The 21,034-nt window shown below is 78.1% G+C and carries 16 protein-coding genes and 1 pseudogene; 12 read left to right on the top strand and 5 right to left on the bottom strand.

Translation table 11 applies throughout. The features are described from left to right. Nucleotides 1-95: 95 nt before the first annotated feature. On the bottom strand, nucleotides 96-653 hold the full coding sequence (locus WDV85_RS14075) for a DUF3093 domain-containing protein (RefSeq protein ID WP_339571222.1): 558 nt from the start codon (nucleotides 651-653) through the stop codon (nucleotides 96-98). Nucleotides 654-776: 123 nt separating this feature from the next. Here WDV85_RS14075 and dut point away from each other — a divergent pair. From dut to WDV85_RS14055, 4 genes and pseudogenes are all read left to right on the top strand, one after another. Further along, a pseudogene (dut, locus tag WDV85_RS14070) lies at nucleotides 777-1,307 on the top strand (dUTP diphosphatase); the annotation flags it as partial. Between the two features lie 215 nt (nucleotides 1,308-1,522). Further along, a complete protein-coding gene (locus tag WDV85_RS14065) occupies nucleotides 1,523-2,470 on the top strand; it encodes a DUF3710 domain-containing protein (RefSeq protein WP_339571220.1) in 948 nt (315 codons plus the stop codon). A gap of 178 nt (nucleotides 2,471-2,648) precedes the next feature. Beyond that, nucleotides 2,649-3,119 (top strand): OB-fold nucleic acid binding domain-containing protein, encoded by a 471-nt coding sequence (locus WDV85_RS14060; RefSeq protein WP_339571219.1) that lies wholly within the window; start codon nucleotides 2,649-2,651, stop codon nucleotides 3,117-3,119. Beyond that, nucleotides 3,116-3,889, top strand: a complete 774-nt coding sequence (locus WDV85_RS14055) for a DUF3159 domain-containing protein (protein ID WP_298803280.1) — start codon at nucleotides 3,116-3,118, stop codon at nucleotides 3,887-3,889. Before WDV85_RS14060 ends, WDV85_RS14055 begins: the two co-directional genes overlap by 4 nt. Nucleotides 3,890-3,893: 4 nt before the next feature. On the opposite strand, the gene WDV85_RS14050 is transcribed toward WDV85_RS14055, so the two are convergent. Both WDV85_RS14050 and WDV85_RS14045 read right to left on the bottom strand, forming a co-directional pair. After that, a complete protein-coding gene (locus tag WDV85_RS14050) occupies nucleotides 3,894-4,598 on the bottom strand; it encodes a potassium channel family protein (RefSeq protein WP_171203402.1) in 705 nt (234 codons plus the stop codon). Nucleotides 4,599-4,675: 77 nt separating this feature from the next. Then, nucleotides 4,676-5,338, bottom strand: a complete 663-nt coding sequence (locus WDV85_RS14045) for a potassium channel family protein (protein ID WP_171203403.1) — start codon at nucleotides 5,336-5,338, stop codon at nucleotides 4,676-4,678. Between the two features lie 111 nt (nucleotides 5,339-5,449). Between WDV85_RS14045 and WDV85_RS14040 the strand changes: the two genes are divergently transcribed. Both WDV85_RS14040 and WDV85_RS14035 read left to right on the top strand, forming a co-directional pair. Further along, nucleotides 5,450-7,525 (top strand): APC family permease, encoded by a 2,076-nt coding sequence (locus WDV85_RS14040; protein ID WP_339571218.1) that lies wholly within the window; start codon nucleotides 5,450-5,452, stop codon nucleotides 7,523-7,525. Further along, nucleotides 7,522-8,940 (top strand): TRAM domain-containing protein, encoded by a 1,419-nt coding sequence (locus WDV85_RS14035; RefSeq protein WP_339571217.1) that lies wholly within the window; start codon nucleotides 7,522-7,524, stop codon nucleotides 8,938-8,940. The genes WDV85_RS14040 and WDV85_RS14035 overlap by 4 nt, the downstream gene beginning before the upstream one ends. Nucleotides 8,941-9,006: 66 nt before the next feature. Here WDV85_RS14035 and WDV85_RS14030 read toward each other — a convergent pair whose 3' ends face one another. After that, the gene (locus tag WDV85_RS14030) at nucleotides 9,007-9,213 is read right to left on the bottom strand and encodes a hypothetical protein (protein ID WP_339571216.1); all 207 of its coding nucleotides are present in this window, start codon (nucleotides 9,211-9,213) and stop codon (nucleotides 9,007-9,009) included. Between the two features lie 253 nt (nucleotides 9,214-9,466). Between WDV85_RS14030 and WDV85_RS14025 the strand changes: the two genes are divergently transcribed. Further along, complete coding sequence (locus tag WDV85_RS14025; RefSeq protein WP_339571215.1) at nucleotides 9,467-12,319, top strand: aconitate hydratase; 2,853 nt, start codon at nucleotides 9,467-9,469, stop codon at nucleotides 12,317-12,319. Next, nucleotides 12,312-12,662 (top strand): putative quinol monooxygenase, encoded by a 351-nt coding sequence (locus tag WDV85_RS14020; protein WP_298803269.1) that lies wholly within the window; start codon nucleotides 12,312-12,314, stop codon nucleotides 12,660-12,662. The genes WDV85_RS14025 and WDV85_RS14020 overlap by 8 nt, the downstream gene beginning before the upstream one ends. A gap of 56 nt (nucleotides 12,663-12,718) precedes the next feature. Here WDV85_RS14020 and WDV85_RS14015 read toward each other — a convergent pair whose 3' ends face one another. Beyond that, the gene (locus WDV85_RS14015; RefSeq protein WP_445263343.1) at nucleotides 12,719-13,543 is read right to left on the bottom strand and encodes an alpha/beta fold hydrolase; all 825 of its coding nucleotides are present in this window, start codon (nucleotides 13,541-13,543) and stop codon (nucleotides 12,719-12,721) included. A gap of 304 nt (nucleotides 13,544-13,847) precedes the next feature. Here WDV85_RS14015 and WDV85_RS14010 point away from each other — a divergent pair, with 304 nt between their 5' ends. From WDV85_RS14010 to WDV85_RS13995, 4 genes are all read left to right on the top strand, one after another. Then, the gene (locus WDV85_RS14010) at nucleotides 13,848-14,231 is read left to right on the top strand and encodes a hypothetical protein (RefSeq protein ID WP_298803264.1); all 384 of its coding nucleotides are present in this window, start codon (nucleotides 13,848-13,850) and stop codon (nucleotides 14,229-14,231) included. A gap of 279 nt (nucleotides 14,232-14,510) precedes the next feature. Continuing rightward, nucleotides 14,511-16,514 carry a 1-deoxy-D-xylulose-5-phosphate synthase gene (gene dxs / locus WDV85_RS14005; RefSeq protein ID WP_445263342.1) on the top strand — a complete coding sequence of 668 codons (2,004 nt, stop codon included), beginning with the start codon at nucleotides 14,511-14,513 and terminating at the stop codon, nucleotides 16,512-16,514. A gap of 116 nt (nucleotides 16,515-16,630) precedes the next feature. After that, entirely contained in the window at nucleotides 16,631-19,030 is a 2,400-nt protein-coding gene (locus WDV85_RS14000) for a hypothetical protein (protein ID WP_339571212.1), read from the top strand. An 8-nt stretch (nucleotides 19,031-19,038) separates the two neighbouring features. Then, the coding region (locus WDV85_RS13995) for a helicase HerA domain-containing protein (protein ID WP_339571211.1) at nucleotides 19,039-21,034 on the top strand (1,996 nt) is incomplete at its 3' end.

Genomic DNA, 21,034 nt, shown 5'->3' with positions numbered 1-21,034 from the left:
CCGCACGCAGGTCGGCCACGACGGGGGCCGGCGCCCGCTCCGGCGGGTGCCGGCCCCCGTCGTCGTCCGTGGCCCTGTCCTCGAGGGCCCGAGCCTCAGCCCCGGGGCGGTCGGCCGGTGCCCGGCTGCAGGGCCCGGGCGAGGGCGGCCGGGCGGTGGGTCGACACCAGCCAGTAGGGCGTCGGGTCCTCGGGGTCGAGGACCTCGACGCGGACGACGCCGTCGGCCCACCCGCGCATCACGAGGTGCGCCCGCGCGTCGAGCACCGGGCCGCGCTGGCGGCGCGCGTCCTCGCCGTCGTAGCCGGTCGCCGCGCCGAGCTCGGAGCGGGGGATCCGGGCGCCGCCGGCGCGCAGCTCGCCGTCCGTCACGACGACGACCGGGCTGTTCCGCACGAGTCCCAGGACGACGACGGCCGCCACGGCGACGACGACCACGACGACGACGCCGACGCCGAGGGGCGCCGCGGCGAGGCCGGACAGGGAGGCCAGGGCCGGGGCCGCCACCCACGTGCCGAGCGAGGGCCACACGCGCTCGCGGAAGAGCACCCCACCGCCGAGGTCCTCGCGGGCCCCGTCCTGCGGGGCGCCCGCGGCGCGGTCGTCGTGCGCGCCCGCCGCGTCCGGAGCGCCTGCGTCGTCTCGGGGGGCCACGCGGGAAGCCTGGCACGAGCCGCCGCCGCGGCGCCGCCGCCCCCGACCGCGGCCGACCCGCGGGCCGGCCGCGAGCGGGTGGGCGCCCGCTACCCGGGACTAGGGTCGACGCCCGTGGAGGCCATCCCGTCGAGCGCCGCCGGTGCCGCGCCGTCGGAGGCGGCCGAGGTCGTGCCCGTGGCCCTGCGCCGGCTCGACGCGGACCTGCCCCTGCCCGTGTACGCGCACCCGGGCGACGCGGGCGCCGACCTCGTCGCCCGCCACGACGCGCACCTGCCGCCCGGGGGCGGCCGGGCGACCGTGGCCACGGGCGTCGCCCTGGCGCTGCCCGAGGGGTACGCCGCCTTCGTCCACCCGCGGTCCGGGCTCGCCGCCCGCCACGGCGTGACGACCCTCAACGCACCCGGCACCGTCGACGCGGGGTACCGCGGCGAGGTGCTCGTGACCCTCGTCAACACCGACCGCGCCGAGCCCTTCGACGTGCGCCGGGGCGACCGCATCGCCCAGCTCGTCGTCCAGCGCGTGGCGCGGGCCGAGCTCCGCGTCGTCGACGAGCTGCCCCCCTCGGGGCGGGGCGCCGGCGGGCACGGCTCGACGGGCGGCTGGGGGAGCGGAGGGGGGACCGGCCCGGAGGGGGGCGCAGCGGCCGACGGCGCCCTCGGGGGCGCGTCTGCCACGCTGGGGGGCCGGGACGGGGGGACCGGTGCCGCCGCGGGCGCGGCGGACCCGCCGACCGCCGGCGCGGCCCGCCCGGCCGCGCAGGGCACCACGAGGACGACCACCAGGACGAGCGGGCCCGGCGCCAGCAGCGGAGCCGACCCGACCGAGACGACCGCCGGGGGCCCGCGCGCCGCCGGGGAGGAGCAGCCGTGAAGTGGCGCCGCAGGAACGAGCCCGTCGAGGCCGAGCAGGCGGAGGACGTCGCCGTCCCCGAGGAGGAGGACCCCCAGGCGGTCGCCGACCGCGCCGCACGGGTCGCCGCCGAGGCCGAGGCCGAGCGCGTGCGCACCGCGGCGCTGGCGCGCGAGGCGCGGCGCCGGACGCAGGGCCCCTTCGACCTCACGGAGATCAGCGAGGAGGACGCGGCCCGCCCGCGCGTGGACCTCGGCGCGCTGCGCCTGCCCGCCGTCCAGGGCATGGAGCTGCGGCTCGAGCTCGAGGAGAAGACCCAGCGCGTCATCGGGGCCGTCGTCGTCCTCGGGCCCTCCACGCTGCAGCTGCAGGCCTTCGCGGCCCCCCGCACGGACGGCATCTGGGAGGAGGGCCGCGCGGAGATCCGCGCCCAGGTGAGCCGTCAGGGCGGCGCCAGCGAGGACGCCGAGGGCGTCTTCGGGCCCGAGGTGCTCGCCCGCGTCCCCGTGCGCACCGACGACGGCCGCACCGGGCACCGCGCCGTCCGCTTCGCCGGCGTCGACGGCCCCCGCTGGTTCGTCCGCGCCGTCTTCGGCGGCCGGGCCGCCGTGGAGCGGGAGGCCGCGGCGCCGTTGGAGGCGATGCTGCGCGCGGTCGTCGTCGACCGCGGCGACGAGGCCATGGCCCCCCGCGACATGCTGCCGCTGCGGCTGCCGCCCCAGGACCAGGCCCGCCCCGCCACCGGCCAGCCCGGCCAGGCCCAGTCCGACCCCGGCCAGCCCGGCCAGTCCCAGCCCGGCCAGTCCCAGCCCGGCCAGTCCCAGCCCGGCCGGCCCCAGCCGGTCGAGCAGCAGCAGACCCCGGGCAGCGGCACCGGGAGCCCGGCGTCCCCCGACGGCGGCGACGACGGGCTCGGCCCCCTGGACCCCTTCCACCGCGGCCCGGAGACCACCGAGACGCGCTGACCCGGGACCGGCCGGCGGGGCCCGCCGAGGGTCCCGCGCTCGTCCGGGTGGTCTCCCCGCACCGGCGCGGGACCGCCCGGCGGAGCGCCTACGCTGGACGCGCGCCGCTGCGGCTCCCGCACCGGCGGACACCGCCGACGGGGCGCGCAGGGCGCGCGCCGACGAGGAGGACGAGGTCGTGGCACGCACCCGCGGGCTCCTGGGCCGCACGACGGACCCCACGACGGACCGACGCGAGAGCGCCGCCCCCGCCGTCGTCGCCCCCCGGTCGGGGCTGGGCGGTCTGCGCGAGGCGGTCAGCCGCTTCAGCAGCCGCGAGGAGATGCACTGCGCCGCCGAGCAGGCCGAGTCGGCGCGGGAGGGCGGGCGCCCGTGCGCGTCCCTCGGCGACCGGCACCGCGTCCTCGTCGCGGGCGCGCTGCGCAGCGTCACGCTGCGGCCCCGCGCTGGCACACCGGCCCTGGAGGCCGAGGTCTTCGACGGCTCCGGCTCGCTCTCGGTGGTCTGGCTCGGGCGCCGCGAGATCGCCGGCGTCGAGGCCGGACGGCGCATCAAGGTCGAGGGCCTGGTGAGCGTCGTCGACGGTCACGCCGTCATGTACAACCCGCGGTACGAGCTCCTCCCGTCGGCCCCCGCGCCGCGCTCGTGAGCCGGGGCGCCGAGGAGGGGAGCGCGCCCGGGGCGGACCCGGCGCCCGCCGCCGGCCGCTCGGGCCTCGCCGCCGCCCTCGGCCCCGACTTCTCGGTGTCGCAGGCGCTCGGCGGCCCGCGGGGCGTCGTCGAGGTCGCGCTCCCCAGCGTCGTCTTCGTCGTCGTCATCAGCGTCGTCCAGGACCTGCGGACGGCGATCTGGGCGGCGCTCGGCACCTCCGCGCTCTTCGTGCTCGTGCGCCTCGTGGGGCGCAGCTCCCCGGGGCAGGCGGTCTCGGGGCTGCTCGGGGTGGCCGTGTGCGCGCTCATCGCCTCGCGGACGGGGGAGGCGCGCGACTTCTTCGTCTGGGGCCTCCTCGTCAACGTCGTCTACGCGGCCGTGTACGCCCTGTCGACCGTGCGGACGCCGGCCTTCTCCCTCCGGCTCGGCCGCGGCCGCCGGGTCCGGGTGCCCCGCGGGCCGTGGCCGGTGCTCGGCCTCGCCCTGGGCCTGCTCACCGACGAGCGCCTGGCCTGGAAGGACGACCCCCGCCGACTGCGCGTCTACGTGCAGGTGACGTGGATCTGGGTCGCGCTCTTCGTCCTGCGCCTGCTCGTCCAGGGGCCCCTCTACCTCGCCGACGAGGTCGCCGCCCTCGGCACGGCCCGCGTCGTCATGGGCTTCCCGCTCTTCGGCGTGGCGGCCTACCTCACGTGGCTCCTCGTGCGCCGGGTACCGCTGGCGACCCGCCCCGCCGAGGCGCCCGCCCGCGGCCCCGCGGAGGGCTGAGGAGCTAGACGACCTCGGCGCCGGCCGCCCGCGGCGAGGCGTCCCGCTGCCAGCGGCCGGGGGAGAGCAGGTCGCGCAGCTCCTGCTCGTCCTCGTCGCCCGCGAGCAGGAGCAGCTCGTCGCGCGCCTCGAGGGCGTCGTCGTCGGTCGGCGCGAGGGGGCGGCCCTCGCGCACGACGCCGACGAGCACCGTGTCCGGCGGCCAGTCGGTGCTGCCGACGGCGGTCCCGGCCAGCGGCGACCCGTCGGGGATCGTGTAGCTGAGCATCCGGGCGCCGCCGCGGAAGGAGAAGACCTCGACGACGTCGCCGACGGCGACGGCCTCCTCGACGAGCGCCGTCATGAGGCGCGGGGTCGAGACCATGACGTCGACGCCCCAGGCCTCGTCGAACATCCACTCGTTCTTGGGGTTGTTGACCCGGGCGACCGTGCGGGGCACCCCGAACTCCGTCTTGGCGAGCAGGCTGACGACGAGGTTGGCCTTGTCGTCGCCCGTGGCGGCGACGACGACGTCGGTGGCCTCCAGGCCGGCGCCGGACAGCGACGTGATCTCGCAGGCGTCGGCGAGCAGCCACCGCGCCCCCGGGACGGAGGCGCGGCCGACGTTCTCGGGGTTGCGGTCGACCAGCAGCACGTCGTGGCCGCCCGCCAGGAGCTCGCGGGCGATGGAGCGGCCGACGCTGCCGGCGCCGGCGATGAGCACGCGCACGGCGCCTCCTCGGGGTCCGCCCCCGGGGTGCTGCCCCGGGAGCCGGTCGGATCGGTGGTGGTGCGGGACGCCGGGCGTCAGTCGGGCTCGGGGCCCGCGTCGAGCACCTTCTCGACCTCGGTCACGGCCGCGTCGGGCACGAGCAGGTGCAGCACGTCGCCCTCCTGGTGGACGGTGTCGGGGCGGGGGAGGCGGGCGCTGCCGAGCCGCGTGAGGAAGGCCACCCGCGTCGACGTCGCCCGCTCGAGCTCGGTGAGCCGGGTGCCGACCCACGACGCCGGCACGGAGACCTCCGCGAGGTGCACCGACCCGCTCGCGTCCGTGTAGTCCGGCACGACCCCGCGCGGCAGCAGGCGCCGCACCAGCTGGTCGGCCGTCCACTTGACGGTGGCGACGGTGGGGATCCCGAGGCGCTCGTAGACCTCGGCGCGGGCGGAGTCGTAGATCCGGGCGGCGACGTTCTGCACGCCGAAGACCTCTCGCGCCACCCGGGCGGCGAGGATGTTGGAGTTGTCGCCGCTGCTGACGGCGGCGAAGGCGTACGCCTCCTGGACGCCCGCCTCGAGCAGGACGTCGCGGTCGAAGCCGACGCCCGTCACGGTGCGCCCCTCGAAGCCCGCGCCGAGGCGCCGGAAGGCCAGCTCGTCCTTGTCGACGACGGCCACCGAGTGGCCGTGGCGCTCGAGGGCCACGGCCAGGGTCGAGCCGACGCGGCCGCAGCCCATGACGACGAAGTGCACGCGCCGGACGCTACTCCGTCCGGCGACGGCGCCCCCGCGCACGCCCCCGCCCCGCCCGAGCCCTCCCGCGGCGGCGCGGGCCGGGGTCCGGCGGCTCCTACCATCGGCGCCGTGCAGAGCATCGCGGACGGCGCCAAGCGCCTCGTCCTGGGCCGTCCGTTCCGCAGCGACCGCCTCAGCCACACGCTGCTGCCCAAGCGGGTCGCGCTGCCGGTCTTCGCCTCGGACGCCCTGTCCTCCGTGGCCTACGCGCCGGACGAGATCTTCCTGACCCTCGCCATCGCGGGCATCAGCTCCTACGTGCTGTCGCCGTGGATCGGCGTGGCGGTCGTCGTCGTCATGGTCGTCGTCATCGCCTCCTACCGGCAGAACGTGCACGCCTACCCCTCGGGCGGCGGCGACTACGAGGTGGCGACGACGAACCTCGGCCGGGGCGCCGGCCTGGTCGTCGCGAGCGCGCTGCTCGTCGACTACGTCCTCACCGTCGCCGTCTCCATCTCCTCGGGCGCCCAGTACGCGGCGTCCGCGCTGCCCTTCCTCGCGGGCCACGAGACGAGCCTCGCCGTCGCCCTCGTCCTGCTCCTCATGGGCATCAACCTGCGCGGCGTGCGCGAGTCGGGCCGGGCCTTCGCCGTCCCGACGTACGTCTTCGTCGTGTCCGTCCTCGGCATGTGCGCCTGGGGCTTCGTGCGCGCCGCGTCGGGCGACCTCCCCGTGGTCGACAGCGCGGAGCTGGAGCTCGTCGCGGAGCCGGGGTACGAGGAGGGCCTCACCGGCGTCGTCGGCGCCTTCCTCGTCCTGCGCGCCTTCTCCTCCGGGTGCGCGGCCCTCACGGGCGTCGAGGCGATCAGCAACGGCGTGCCCGCCTTCCGCAAGCCCAAGAGCCGCAACGCCGCGACGACGCTGGCGCTGCTCGGCGCGCTCGCCATCACCATGCTGCTCAGCGTCATCGCGCTCGCCAACCTCACCGGGCTCCGGTTCGCCGAGCTGCCGGCGACCCAGCTCCTGCGCGACGGGGTGCCCGTCGGCGAGGACTACCAGCAGGACCCGGTCATCGGGCAGCTCGCCCGCGCCGTCTTCGACTCCGCGCCGTTCGCCTTCTTCGTCGTGACGGCGGCCACGGGCCTCATCCTCGTCCTCGCCGCGAACACGGCCTTCAACGGCTTCCCGGTGCTCGGGTCGATCCTCGCCCGGGACGGCCTGCTGCCCCGGCAGCTCCACACGCGCGGGGACCGGCTCGCGTTCAGCAACGGCATCATCCTGCTGGCGGGGGCGGCCATCGTCCTCGTCGTCGCCTTCGACGCCCAGGTCACCCGCCTCATCCAGCTCTACATCGTCGGGGTGTTCGTCTCCTTCACCCTGAGCCAGCTCGGCATGGTCAAGCACTGGAACCGGCACCTGCGCACCGAGACGGACCCGGCGGCCCGCGGCCGCATGCTGCGCTCGCGGGCCATCAACACCGTGGGCCTCGGCCTCACCGGCGTCGTGCTCGTCATCGTCCTCGCGACCAAGTTCACCCGCGGCGCCTGGATCGCCATCCTCGCCATGGCGGTGCTCTTCGTCCTCATGCGCGGGGTGCGCACGCACTACGCGCGGGTCGCGGCCGAGCTCGAGCTCGCCGAGGGCTCCGACGTCCCCCGCGTCCTCCCGAGCCGGGTGCACGCCATCGTCCTCGTCTCCAAGCTGCACCTGCCCACGCTGCGGGCCCTCGCCTACGCCCGGGCCTCGCGGCCGTCGGTGCTCGAGGCGGTCACCGTCGTCGTCGACCCGGCGGAGACCCGGTCCCTGCAGCGGGCGTGGGACAGCCGCGGCCTGCCCGTCCGGCTCAAGGCGCTCGAGTCGCCCTACCGCGAGATCACGCGGCCCGTCGTCGACTACGTGCGGGCCCTCAAGCGGGAGAGCCCCCGCGACCTCGTCGTCGTCTACGTGCCCGAGTACGTCGTCGGCCACTGGTGGGAGCAGCTGCTGCACAACCAGAGCGCGCTGCGGCTCAAGTCGCGCCTGCACTTCATCCGCGGCGTCGTCGTCGCGAGCGTGCCCTGGCAGCTGGCCTCCAGCGAGGGCGCCGACGTCGACGACCGCGCGCCGGCGCCCGGGGACGTGCGCCGCGGCGCCGTCACGCGCTCGCCGGAGGGCCCCGCCGCCCCGGACCCCGGGGCGGGCTCACGGCCGGGGGCCTCGCGGTGAGCGGGGGCGAGGACGGCCTGCTCGAGCTCGAGGTGGGGGACGTCGCCCACGGCGGCCACTGCGTGGCCCGGCACGAGGGCCGCGTCGTCTTCGTGCGGCACGCCCTGCCGGGGGAGCGGGTGCGTGCCCGGCTCACCGAGGCCGGGGACGGGGCGGCGTACTGGCGGGCCGACGCCGTCGAGGTGCTGCGGGCCTCCGCCGACCGCGTGGAGCCCGCCTGCCCCGTCGCCGGTCCCGGCGGCTGCGGGGGCTGCGACTGGCAGCACGCCGCCCCGGCGGCCCAGCGCCGCCTCAAGGCCGAGGTGCTGCGCGAGCAGCTGCAGCGCCTCGCGGGCCTCGAGGTGGACGTCGAGGTCGAGGAGGTGCCGGTCCCGGCGGGCACCGGCACCTCGCCGGAGGACGCGGCCCGCGGGCTGGGCTGGCGCACGCGGGTCACCTACGCGGCGGACGGCGCCGGGCGGCTCGGCTTCCGCGCCCACCGCGAGCACCGCGTGGTGCCCGTCGAGCGGTGCCCCATCGCCACGCCCGGCGTCGTCGACCTCGGCCTGCCGGAGCGGCGCTGGACCGGCTGGCGGTCCGTCGAGGCCGTGGTGCCCGGCGGCGCCGGCAGCGGCGCGCTCGTCGTCGCCGAGCCGCGCGAGGTGCCGGGGTCGTCGGCGACGACGCGCTCCGGGCGGAGGCCCGGCGCCGACCGCGGGCGGGGCCCGGCGCGCCCGGGCGCGCGCACCGGTGGCCCGGCCCTGCCGGCGCTGCCCGCCGGGGTCTCGGTCGCGACGGCGCCCCCGCGGGGCCCGCGACGTCCGCCCGGTGCGCCGCAGCGGGTCAGCGGGCGCACGTGGGTGCGCGAGGAGGTCGACGGGCGCTCCTTCCGCGTCACCGGCGCGGGCTTCTGGCAGGTGCACCCCGGTGCCGGGGCCGCGCTGACGGGCGCGGTGCTGCAGGCGCTGGAGCCGCGTCCGGGGGAGAGCGCCCTCGACCTCTACAGCGGCGCCGGCCTCCTCACGGCCGCCCTCGCCGCGGCGGTCGGCCCGGGCGGCGCCGTCACGGCCGTCGAGGGCGACGCCCGCGCCGTGGCCGACGCCCGCCGCAACCTCCACGACGACCCGCAGGTGCGCCTCCTGCACGGCCCCGTGCAACGGCTCCTCGAGGAGGAGGACGACCCGCGGCCCGTCGACGTCGTGGTCCTGGACCCGCCCCGCACGGGCGCCCGGGCGGGCGTCGTGCGCGCGGTGGTCGCCCGGCGCCCCCGCGCCGTGGCCTACGTGGCCTGCGACCCCGCCGCGCTGGCGCGCGACGTGGCCGTCTTCGCCGAGGAGGGCTACGTCCTGGCCGGCCTGCGGGGGTTCGACCTCTTCCCCAGCACCCACCACCTCGAGGCGGTGGCGCGGCTCGTCCCCCGGGACGACCCGCGCTGAGCACGCGACCGCCCCCGGCCGCGCGGTCGTGCGCGGCCGGGGGCGGTCCCTCGGGACGAGCCGGGGTCAGGAGCCGGAGCGGAGCTCCTCCGCGTCGCCGTCCGGGTCCGAGCCCGGCTCGGTGTCGTCCTGGGCGGCGCCGTCCACGGCGTCGCGCACGTGGGCGCGGTGCGGCATCTGCCCCGGGTCCCCGTCGCTGTCCTGGGGGGCGCCGTCCTCGGGCTCGCCGGTCGTCGGCTCGCGGTCGTCGGCGGTGCTCGCGTCGCTGGTCATGGGTCCTCCTCGCGGGGGCCCGGCCGCGCACCGCCCCCGTGCGGGGCGGACCGCCGGACCCGTCCCTCGACGCTAGGCGCGTGGTCCGGCGGGCGCGCGCCCACGCCCTCGCCCGCCCCCGGGACGGCGGCGCGCCTCCCGTGACACGGGCGGGCCCGCCGCCTAGTATCTTGACGTCAAGATACTTCGGGCCGCGGCGGGGCGCCGGCGGCGCGACCATGAGCCAGGTCAGTCAGCGTCGACGGGAGACGACATGAGCACGAGCAGCGACGGGGCCGGCCGCACCGGCCCCGACTCCTTCGGGGCCCGGGGGGTCCTCGAGGTCGGCGGCAGCGAGCACGGCATCTACCGCCTGTCCGCGGTCGAGGGCGCCGAGCGCCTGCCCTACAGCCTCAAGGTGCTGCTGGAGAACCTCCTGCGCACCGAGGACGGCGCCAACGTGACGGCCGACCACGTCCGCGCCCTCGCCGGGTGGGACCCGTCGGCCGAGCCCGACACCGAGATCCAGTTCACGCCCGCGCGCGTCGTCATGCAGGACTTCACCGGTGTCCCGTGCGTCGTCGACCTCGCCACCATGCGCGAGGCGGTCGCGGAGCTGGGCGGCGACCCGTCCCGCATCAACCCGCTCGCGCCGGCCGAGCTCGTCATCGACCACTCGGTCGTCATCGACGTGGCGGGCCGCCCCGACGCCTTCGAGCGCAACGTCGAGATCGAGTACGAGCGCAACGGCGAGCGCTACCAGTTCCTGCGCTGGGGCCAGGGCGCCTTCGACGACTTCAAGGTCGTCCCCCCGGGCACCGGCATCGTCCACCAGGTCAACATCGAGCACCTCGCGCGCGTCGTCTTCGACCGAGACGGCGTCGCCTACCCCGACACGCTCGTGGGCACCGACTCCCACACGACGATGGTCAACGGCCTCGGCGTCCTCGGCTGGGGCGTCGGCGGCATCGAGGCCGAGGCCGCGATGCTCGGCCAGCCGGTGAGCATGCTCATCCCGCGCGTGGTCGGCTTCAAGCTCTCCGGGGAGATCCCCGCGGGCGTCACCGCCACCGACGTCGTGCTGACGATCACCCAGCAGCTGCGGCAGCACGGCGTCGTGGGCAAGTTCGTCGAGTTCTACGGCGAGGGCGTCGCGCAGGTGCCGCTCGCCAACCGCGCCACCATCGGCAACATGAGCCCGGAGTTCGGCTCGACCGCCGCGATCTTCCCCGTCGACGCCGAGACGCTGCGGTACCTGCGCCTCACCGGGCGCAGCGAGGAGCAGGTCGCCCTCGTCGAGGCCTACACCAAGGAGCAGGGCCTCTGGCACGACCCCGCGCAGGAGGCGCGCTACTCGGAGTACCTCGAGCTCGACCTGTCCACGGTCGTGCCGAGCATCGCCGGCCCGAAGCGTCCGCAGGACCGCGTGGCCCTGTCGGAGGCCAAGGAGGCCTTCCGCGGCGCCCTCGCCGACTACGCGCCGCTCGACGAGCAGTCCGACCCGGACGACGCCCCCGCCACGACGGGCGACGGCCAGGACGAGGCCCTCGCCGAGACCTTCCCGGCCAGCGACGCCCCCACGGGCAGCGGCCAGGACGGCTCGGGGGCGCCGCACGAGGTCGACACCGCCACCCGCCGGGCCTCCCGGCGCAGCCCCGTCACGCTGGCGGACGGCACGCGCACCGAGCTCGACCACGGCCACGTGGCCATCGCGTCCATCACGTCCTGCACCAACACCTCGAACCCGACCGTCATGGTCGCGGCGGCGCTGCTCGCCAAGGCCGCCGTCGAGCGCGGCCTCGTCGCCAAGCCGTGGGTGAAGACGTCGCTGGCGCCGGGCTCGAAGGTCGTCATGGACTACTACGCCCGGGCCGGCCTCACGCCGTACCTGGAGAAGCTGGGCTTCCACCTCGTCGGGTACGGCTGCACGACGTGCATCGGCAACTCGGGCCCGCTGGCGCCCGAGGTGTCGAAGGTCGTCAACGACGAGGACCTCGCCGTGGTGTCGGTCCTGTCCGGCAACCGCAACTTCGAGGGCCGGATCAACCCCGACATCAAGATGAACTACCTGGCGAGCCCGCCGCTCGTCATCGCCTACGCGCTCGCCGGGACGATGGACTGGGACCCGGAGACCGAGCCGCTGGGCCAGGACACCGACGGCGCCGACGTCTTCCTGCGTGACGTGTGGCCGAGCGCGGCCGAGGTCGACGAGGTCGTCACCGGCTCGATCACGACCGACATGTTCACGAAGGACTACGCCGACGTCTTCGCGGGCGACGAGCGGTGGCGCTCGCTGCCCACGCCCGAGGGCGAGACCTTCGCCTGGGACGAGGGCTCGACCTACGTGCGCAGGCCCCCGTACTTCGAGGGCATGGGCGCCGAGCCGGCGCCCCTGTCGGACATCGAGGGCGCGCGGGTGCTCGCGAAGCTCGGCGACTCGGTGACGACCGACCACATCAGCCCGGCCGGGTCCATCAAGGCCGACAGCCCGGCGGGCCGCTACCTCGCCGAGCACGGGGTCGAGCGCGGGGACTTCAACTCCTACGGCTCGCGCCGCGGCAACCACGAGGTGATGATCCGCGGCACCTTCGCCAACATCCGGCTGCGCAACCAGCTCCTCGACGGCGTCGAGGGCGGCTTCACCCGCGACTTCACGGCGGGCGGGGAGCAGACGACGATCTACGACGCCGCGCAGTCCTACGCCGCCGCCGGCACGCCGCTCGTCGTCCTCGCGGGCAAGGAGTACGGCTCGGGCTCCAGCCGCGACTGGGCGGCGAAGGGCACGCGCCTGCTCGGCGTGCGCGCCGTCCTCGCCGAGAGCTACGAGCGGATCCACCGCTCGAATCTCATCGGGATGGGCGTCCTGCCGCTGCAGTACCCCGACGGGCAGACGGCCGAGAGCCTCAGGCTCGACGGCACGGAGACGTTCTCGGTCTCCGGCGTCACCCAGCTCGACGAGGGCACGACGCCGCGCACGCTGCGCGTCACGGCGACGAAGGACTCCGGCGAGACCGTCGAGGTCGACGCGCGGCTGCGCATCGACACGCCGGGGGAGGCGGACTACTACCGCCACGGCGGGATCCTCCAGTACGTCCTGCGCTCCCTCCTGGGGGCGCCGCGTGGCTGAGGACCTCCTGACGAGCGGCGACCAGCCGGGCTCGTACCCGCCCGGGACCTTCGTCCTGTGGGCGGTGCAGCAGGTCCGCGAGGGGTGCGTCGAGGAGTTCCTCGCCGCCATCGCCGACGACGCGCGGTGCTCGCTGCGCGACGAGCCGGGGTGCCTCTCCTTCACCGTGCACCGCGACGTCGAGGACCCGCTGCGCTTCCACTTCCACGAGGTGTACGCCTCGCGGGAGGCCTTCGAGGTCGACCACCAGGGCTCGGAGCACTTCGCCCGGTGGGACGCCGCGGCGCAGCGCGTGGTGGAGAGCAGCGACGTCCGCTTCGCCGAGGTCGTCGCGCTGCCCTGACACCCCGCCGTCGTCGTCCCGGGCCGGGGCCGGGGAGGAGGGGTGCGGCGGATCCCTCAGGCGGGGGGCCGCCGGACGGCGTCCACGACGTCGTCGGGGCGCTCCTCGGGCACCCAGTGCGAGACGCCCTCGAGGGTGCCCGCCCGGAAGGGGCCGGTGACGTGCTCGGCGCAGCGCGCGGCCGTGCCGCGCGCGACGGCCACGTCGCGGTCGCTCCACAGGTACGTCGTCGGCACGTCGACGGGGCCGACCGACGCCAGGTCGCGGCCCCGCAGCCCGCGGTACCAGGCGAGGGCGCCGGCCAGCGCGCCCGGCGAGGCCAGCGGCGCGAGGTGGGCGTCCACGAGCGGCCGGGGCACCGCGGAGCCGGCGTAGGCGGCCCGCAGACCGCGGGCGCCGCCGCCCAGCAGGACCCGCTCGGCGACGCCCCGCCGCCGCAGGAGGCCGATGTAGGCGGAGCGCCGCCGCTGCTCGCGGTCCTCGCGCAGGCCCGCGGCGAAGGCGCGCGGGTGGGGCACGGACAGGGCGACGAGGTGCTCGACGCGCTCGGGGTGCGCCGCCGCGAGCGCCCAGGCGACGACGGCCCCCCAGTCGTGGCCCACGACGACGGCCCTCTCCACGTCGGCCGCGTCGAGGACGGCCGCGGCGTCGGCGGCGAGGCGCTCGAGCCGGTAGGCGCCGGGCTCCGCCGGCCGCGCGGAGGCGGTGTAGCCGCGCTGCTGGGGCGCGAGGCAGCGGTGGCCGGCCGCGGCGAGGGGCTCCGCGACGGCGTCCCAGGAGCGCCACGACGCGGGGAATCCGTGCAGGAGCAGCACCGGCGACGGCGCGGCGCCGTCGGGCGGGTCCGCTCCCGCGCTCGGGCGCACCTCGTGCACGGGCAGGGCGAGGCCCGCCCCGAGCGGCGCCCACCAGGTGGTGGGGGTCGTCGCGCCGGGGTCGGGGAGCGGGGGAGGGGGCACCCCGGCAGCCTGGTGCGCGGCGCGAGCGGGCGCCACCAGCGGCGCGCCGCGAGGTGCCCGGGAGGGGGCGGGGGCGGCTGTCGGAGGTCGCGCGCACGATGGGGGTGTGGACGCGGGCGGAGACGAGCGGGAGCGAGGGGTGCGGACGCCCCCCGGGGGCGCGTCGCGCGGCGGCGGGGCGGCCGGCGCGGGGCGGCCCGGCCCGGGCCGCCCGCCGAGGCCGCCGGTGCGGCTGCGGGCCGGCGGGGGCGGCGCCCCGGCGGGGTGGCCGGCGGAGGTGCCGCCGCCGGGCGCCCCGGGCTGGGAGCGGCGGGCCGCGGCCTGGCTGCTCGACGCCTGCCCGCCGGACTACCGGGGGCACCCCGTCCTCGCCCGCCAGCCGCGGGTCCTCGCGCGCCTGGCCGTCCTGCACGCCGCGGCGCAGCTCGACGGGCTCCGCCGGGCCGTCGCGACGCTGCGGGCCGACCTGTCCGGCGCCGTGGGGCCGCGCGTCGTCGACGAGGCCCTGGAGGCGCTCGAGGCGGAGCGGCTGCGGCTCCTGGACGTCGAGCGCGGCGCGGTCCTCGTCGAGCAGGCGCTGGGCGGGGCGTCCGTCGTGCCGGTGCTCTAGGCCGGTGCCCCGAGCCGGTGCCCTGAGCCGGCGCTCCGGGCCGGCGCTCCGGGCCGGTGCTCCGGGGCGGGCGAGCCCGGCGCCGGACGGGTGCGCTGGGGTCGGCCCCGGTCGGCGACCTACAGTGGCAGCCCCCGGGCGGGCGCCCGGGGCGCGGAGACGAGGTGGTGCGCGGTGTCGAGCGCGGAGGCGGCCGGACCGGTCGGCGGGACGTCGGACGACCCGGCCGAGGGGGCGCCGGGGCGGCGTCCCGGGTCCGCGGTGGTGCCGACGGGGCCCGTGCCGGTGCTCCCGCGGGTCCGCGGCCCGCAGGACCTGCGCGCCCTCGGCCCCGACGAGCTGCGCCGCCTCGCCGAGGAGGTGCGCGTCCACCTCGTCGAGTCGGTGGCCCGCACCGGCGGCCACCTCGGCCCGAACCTCGGCGTCGTCGAGCTGACCATCGCGATCCACCGGGTCTTCGACTCCCCGTCGGACACGGTCGTCTTCGACACCGGGCACCAGTCCTACGTGCACAAGCTGCTGACGGGCCGCCAGGACCTGTCGACGCTGCGGACGCGCGGCGGCGTGGCCGGCTACCCCAGCCGCGCCGAGTCGGCCCACGACGTCGTCGAGAACTCCCACGCCAGCACGTCGCTGTCGTGGGCCGACGGCATCGCCCGCGGGCGGGCGCTCACGGGCGAGCCCGGACGGCTCACGGTCGCCGTCGTCGGCGACGGGGCGCTCACGGGGGGCATGGCCTGGGAGGCCCTCAACAACATCGCCGCGGCGCAGGACCGCCCCCTCGTCATCGTCGTCAACGACAACGAGCGCAGCTACGCGCCGACCATCGGCGGTCTGGCGCACCACCTCTCGACGCTGCGGGCGACGCGCGGGTACGAGCGCTTCCTCGGGTGGGGGAAGCAGGCGCTGCGCCGCGGGGGCACCCCGGGGCGGCTCGCCTACGACACGCTCCACGGCGTCAAGAAGGGCCTCAAGGACATCGTCGCCCCGCAGGGGATGTTCGAGGACCTGGGTCTGAAGTACCTCGGCCCGGTCGACGGCCACGACCTCGAGGCGCTCGAGCGGGCGCTCGCGGCCGCCAAGGACTTCGGCGGACCGGTCATCGTCCACGCGCTGACGAACAAGGGCCAGGGGTACGCCCCCGCGCTCGCCGACGCGGCCGACCAGTTCCACGCCGTCGGGGTCATCGACCCGGTGACGGGGGCGCCGGTGCCCGCCGGCGGCGCGCCCAAGCGCGCCTCCTGGACGTCGGTCTTCGCCGACGAGGTGCTCGAGGTGGCGCGGGAGCGGGACGACGTCGTGGGCGTCACCGCCGCGATGCTCATCCCCGTGGGCCTCCACAAGATGGCCGAGGCGATGCCCGACCGGGTCGTCGACGTCGGCATCGCCGAGCAGCACGCCACGACCTCGGCGGCCGGCATGGCCTTCACCGGCCTGCACCCGGTCGTCGCCGTCTACGCCACCTTCCTCAACCGGGCCTTCGACCAGGTGCTCCTCGACGTCGCCCTGCACCGGGCCGGGGTCACCTTCGTCCTCGACCGCGCCGGCATCACCGGGCCGGACGGGCCCAGCCACCACGGCATGTGGGACATGGCGCTCCTGCAGCACGTCCCGGGCCTGCGCCTGGCGGCGCCGCGCGACGGGGCGAGGCTGCGCGAGGAGCTGCGCGAGGCCGTCGCCGTCGACGACGCGCCCACGGTCGTGCGCTTCCCCAAGGGCTCCGCGCCGGAGGACGTCCCGGCCCTCGAGCGCCTCGGCGCTCCGGGGGCGTGGGGCGCCCCGGACGTGCTGGCGCGCAGCGGCGCCCGCCGTGGCGACGGCGGGGCGGACGTCCTCGTCGTCGCCGTCGGCGCCCTCGCGGGGCTCGGCCTGGACGTCGGGCGTCGGCTCGACGCCCAGGGGGTCTCCTCGACCGTCGTCGACCCGCGCTGGGTCCTGCCCTTGCACCCCGCGCTGCTGGAGGCGTGCGCCGCGCACCGCCTCGTCGTCGTCGTCGAGGACGGGCTGCGCACCGGCGGCGTCGGCTCGCGGCTGCGCGACGAGCTGGCCGACGCCGGCGTGCGCGTCGACGTCCGCTGCGTCGGGGTCCCGGTCGCCTTCGTCGACCACGCCGAGCGGGCGCAGGTCCTCGAGGAGCTGGGCATCACCGCACAGGACGTCGCCCGCGACGTGCTCGGGCGGGTGGCCGCCCTCGACGGCGACGCCGAGGCCGAGGACGGCGGCGCTGCGGGGCGTCCCCGCAGCGGGGCCCCGGCGGAGCAGACGGCCCGCCGGGAGCCGTGAGCGCCGTCGCCTGAGGGCGTCGTCCGACGCCGGCCGAGGGCGGCCCAGGGCCTTCACAGGGCGCCGACAGGTGGCTAGCGTGCCGCCACCTCGTCGACGACCCCCCGGAGATCGCGATGGTCACCAGCGCGGACACGCCCTCCCTGCCGCCCGTCGGCCCCGAGACCCTGGGCGCGCTGGGCTGGCGCCGCGAGCTGCTGGGCGTGGAGGTCGTGCCGGCGCCGACGCCCCCGCCGCTGCCGGACCACGCCCACCGGCAGCTGCAGGAGCGGGCCGACGCCGAGCTCGCGCACCTGGCGGCGGTCGGGGCGGACGCGGCCGGCCGGCTGCGCGCCGTGCGCCGCCCGGCCCTGGCCGCCCTGATGGCGGCGGGGGCGGGTGGCGTGCTGCTCCTGGCGCTCGTCGTGGCCCTCGCCCTCCTCGGGACCGACCCGACCCCGGCGCAGCTGGAGGGCTGGCCGACCGTCCTGCTCCTGCTGTGCCTGGTGTCCCCGCTGCTCGCCGCCCCCGCCGTCCACGCCCGACGGCGGCCGGCGGGGCGTCCCGCCGGGATCGGCCGGCTGCTCGGCACCGCCGTCGTGGCCGTGCTCCTCGCGGGCGGCCTCGCCCTCCTCGTCGTCGTCCTGCTGAGGGCGCTGGGCGGCGTGCCGGACGACGACCCCTGGCTGCAGTGGGCCACCGCGGCGGTCTTCCCCCTCGTCCCGCTGGCCGCGGGGGTGCTCGGCCTGCTGCGGCGCCCCCTCGTCCTGCGCGGCGGTGCGCGCGGTGCGCCGGCGCACCTCGAGCGGTGGCCCGCCCCCCTGCTGCGGTCCTGGCTCGACGAGCGGGAGCGCCGCGCCGACGCACGGCGCCGCGCCTCGGCGCTCGCCGCCCAGGTGCGGGAGGAGCACGTGCGCCTCGACCGCGACCACGAGGAGCGCTGCGCCCTGCACGCGCGGCGGCTCGAGGACTTCGAGCCCCTGCGCCCCGTCCTGCCCCCGCCGGGCCGCACCGTCGTCCTGGGCGGGGCCCCGCGCGAGCGCGGCGACGTCGTGCACCACCTCGTCGCCGCGGCCTGCCTGCGCGGGCAGGACGTCTGGGTGCTCGACCTCGAGGGAGCCGGCGCGCTCGACCGCACGCGCACCGAGGCGGCGGCCCGCGGCCGCCCGCTGCTCGACCTCGACCTCGCCGACGGGGCGGACGCCGTCGCCCTCGTCGAGGGGGCGGCGGACGAGGACGAGGAGCTGGTGGAGGTGCTGACGGCCGCGGCCGCGCCCGCGCTCGGCCCCGGCGACGCGGGCACCGCCGAGCACACCCTGCGCGTCCTCGTCGGCCACCTCCGCCGCCACGGGGGCGCACCGACGCTGGACGGCGTCCGCAGCGCGCTCGAGGAGCTCCTCGGGGCGCCCCCGGACGGCGGGGGCCCGGCCGCGAGGTCGGTCGCGCCGGCCCCGTCGCACGACGACTTCGGCGGCCCCGTGGCGGGCGCCGCGCCGCAGCCGTCGCCCGGCGGCGACCCCGGCCCCCGCCCGGCCGTGGCCGACCTCTTCACGCGGCGCGAGACCGAGCAGGCGCACCCCACGTGGTCCGCGCTGCGCCTGGCGCTGCGGGCCCTCGCCGGCGACGAGGCGGCCGGCCACGGGCCGCCCGGGCGGGAGCCCGGGCGGTGGCCCGGGCGGTGGCAGGGTCCGGGGGCGCGCGGGGCGCTGCTGCGCCGCGGGGGGTCCGTGCTCGTCGCCGTGTCGCCGGTCCTCGCGCGCCGGCCGCTCGCCGTCCGGAGGGCCGCGGCGCTGGCGGCGGCGGGCGAGGCCGTCCGGCGCGGACTGGCACCCGGCGGCCTCGTCGTCGTCGGCGCGGAGCGGCTGGCGCTGGAGGAGCTGCGGCGGCTGGCGGACGTCACGAGCGCCGTCGACGCGCCGCTGCGCCTGTGCGCGGCCGAGCTCGACGAGGTGCTCGAGCCGATGCTGCGCGGGCGGGCCACCCTGGCCGCCTTCGGCGGGCACGGCGCCCAGGCCGCCGAGCGGCTGGCCGACCTCTTCGGCAAGGAGTGGACGGAGCGGGAGACGTCGGTGACGAGCACCATCTCCCAGGCCCAGACCGAGCAGCGCACGACCGCCAGCGGGCGCTCGCGGTCCAGCAGCCGGAGCGGCGGGACCTCGCAGCAGGAGACGATGGTCGAGAACGGGCTCGGGCTCTTCTTCGCCGACTCCCGCTCCCGTCAGCGCGGCAGCTCGCGGTCCCAGGGGTGGTCGGAGACCGACGGCGAGTCGTGGTCGGAGAGCAAGGGGACGGGGACCTCGCGCGGGACGTCGGACGGCACGACGCGGTCGCGCTCCTACGACAGCCTCGCGGTGCTGGAGCGCCTCAACGCCCTGCCTCCGTACACGATGCTCGTCAAGCGCGACGGCACCACCGGCGTCCTCGACCTCTACGCCGACCAGCCGGTGCCGCCCTCGCTCTTCGCCCCGGCGAACCGGGCGTCCCTCCCCGCCGAGAGGGAGCCCGAGGTGCCGTCCCGCCCGGCGGAGCCCGTGTGAGCACCTCCGTGAGCGCGGGACCCGCTGCGGCCGAGGACGACTGGCGCCGGGTGCTCGCCCCCGCGGGCGAGGAGGCGGTGCTGCACGAGGTGGTCGGCGTCGTCCGCCGGGACGGTCGGGCGGCGGCGGACGCCGTCGCGCGGTCGCTCGCGACCGCCTGGCAGGCGGGCGCCCGGGTGACGTCGGTGTGGCACCGCGCGGCCCACGGCCCCTTCCGGGTGTGGGTGGGCGGGACGCGCGGCTTCCCGGCCGCCCGCGCGGACGCGCGGGGCCACCACGTGCAGTGGCCCCCGGGGACGCGCTCGTGCGGCGCCGCGCCCCTGGCCGCCGTCGTCGCGGCGGCCGACCAGCCGTGCTGGGTCCGGGTGGGCGCGGCGGTCGACGTCGAGCGCCCCCGCGCCGACGACGGCCCCGGCCGCGGGGACGCCGAGCCGCTCCTGGAGGAGGCCCTCGGGCACCTCGTCGACCACGCCGTCACCGTCGTCGTCGTCGGCGTGCCCCTCGGCGACGACGCGGTGGAGGCCGAGGTGGCCTCCGCCGCCGAGGCCCTCGACGCCAGCGCCCGGGGGGAGCGCCGCGCCGGTGCCGACCTGCTGGGCGCCGTCGCCCGCGCGCAGCTGGCGGAGAGGACGGCGGCGCGCGCGTCGGGCCTGTGGCGGGTCCACGTGCTCGTCGGCGCGCAGGACGGGGCGGCCCTGCGCCGCGTCGCCGGGCTCTGGGCGGCGGCCGCCTCCGGCGCCGGGGCGGGGGTGCGCTACCTCGCCGCGCCGACGGGGCCGACGGGGCGGCTGCCCGACGTCCTCGCGTCGCCGGTCGACGCCGCGGCGGCGCACGCCCCGGCCTCGCCCTTCGTCGCCGGGACGCCCGCGCTCGCCGCCCTCTGCCGCCCCCCGGTCGTGGAGGTGCCCGGGGTGGAGGTGCGCGCGGCCAACCCCTTCGACGTCGCGTGGCCCGCCGCGGTGCGCGGGCCGTCCCTGCCGCTGGGGGCCGTCGTCGACGCCTCGGGCTCACCGGTGGGCGACCTCGAGGTGCCCTTCGGCGAGCTCGCCCGCCACACCTTCGTCCACGGCTCGACGGGCGCCGGGAAGAGCCGGACGGTGCGCCACCTGCTCACCGAGCTCACCCGGCGGGGGGTGCCGTGGACCGTGCTGGAGCCGGCGAAGGCCGAGTACGCGACGGGCATGGCCGCGCGCCTGGCGGCGGCCGGGGACCTCCCGGACGCGTCGCTGCGGGCCGTCCACGTCGTGCGCCCCGGCGACGCCGGTGCCACGCCCGTGTCGATCAACCCCCTGGAGCCCGAGCCGGGTCACCTGCAGCAGGCCCACCTCGACGTCGCGGTCGACGTCATGGTCGCCGCCTTCGACGCCGAGTCCCCCTTCCCCGAGGTCCTCGTCCAGGCGGCCGACCGCTGCGTGCGCGAGGCCGGGTGGGAGCCCGGCCTCTCGGAGCCGGCGGGGCCGTGGGCGCGCGACGGCGTCGTCCACGCGCACCCGGGCGTGGAGGAGCTGGTGGCCGCCTGCCACCGGGTCGTCGACGAGAAGGGCTACGGCCGCGAGGTCGCGAGCAACGTCCACGGCTTCGTCGACATGCGCCTGGGCGCCCTCACCACCGGCACCCGGCGGGCGGCCTTCAGCAGCGGCTACCCGCTGGACCTGCGGCAGGTGCTGCGGCGCAACGTCGTCCTCGAGCTGCAGGACCTCGGGGCCGACGCCGACCGCGCCCTCTTCATGGGGCTCTTCCTCGCGCGCCTGGCGGAGGCCGTGCGCGTGCGCCACCGGGACGACCCCCGGCCGGGGGAGCTGCGCGGGGTGGTGGTCGTCGAGGAGGCCCACCGCCTGCTGCGCGACCCCGCGCGGCTCTCGCCCGCGGCCGCCCGGGCCGTCGGGGCCTTCACCGACCTGCTCGCCGAGGTGCGCGCCTACGGCGTCGGCCTCGTCGTGGCCGAGCAGGTGCCGACCTCGCTCGCGCCCGAGGTGGTGAAGAACACCGCGGTGAAGGTCTCCG

This window comes from Pseudokineococcus sp. 5B2Z-1 (genome assembly GCF_037482305.1).
Classification (GTDB): domain Bacteria; phylum Actinomycetota; class Actinomycetes; order Actinomycetales; family Quadrisphaeraceae; genus Pseudokineococcus.
This window is presented reverse-complemented; position numbering and strand designations above follow the sequence as displayed.

Bases quoted from the DNA above. Each gene is read 5' to 3' on its own strand.
- WDV85_RS14025 (WP_339571215.1), top strand. From the start codon at position 9,467: ATGAGCACGAGCAGCGACGGGGCCGGCCGCACCGGCCCCGACTCCTTC.
- WDV85_RS14030 (WP_339571216.1), bottom strand. From the start codon at position 9,213: ATGACCAGCGACGCGAGCACCGCCGACGACCGCGAGCCGACGACCGGC.
- WDV85_RS14000 (WP_339571212.1), top strand. From the start codon at position 16,631: ATGGTCACCAGCGCGGACACGCCCTCCCTGCCGCCCGTCGGCCCCGAG.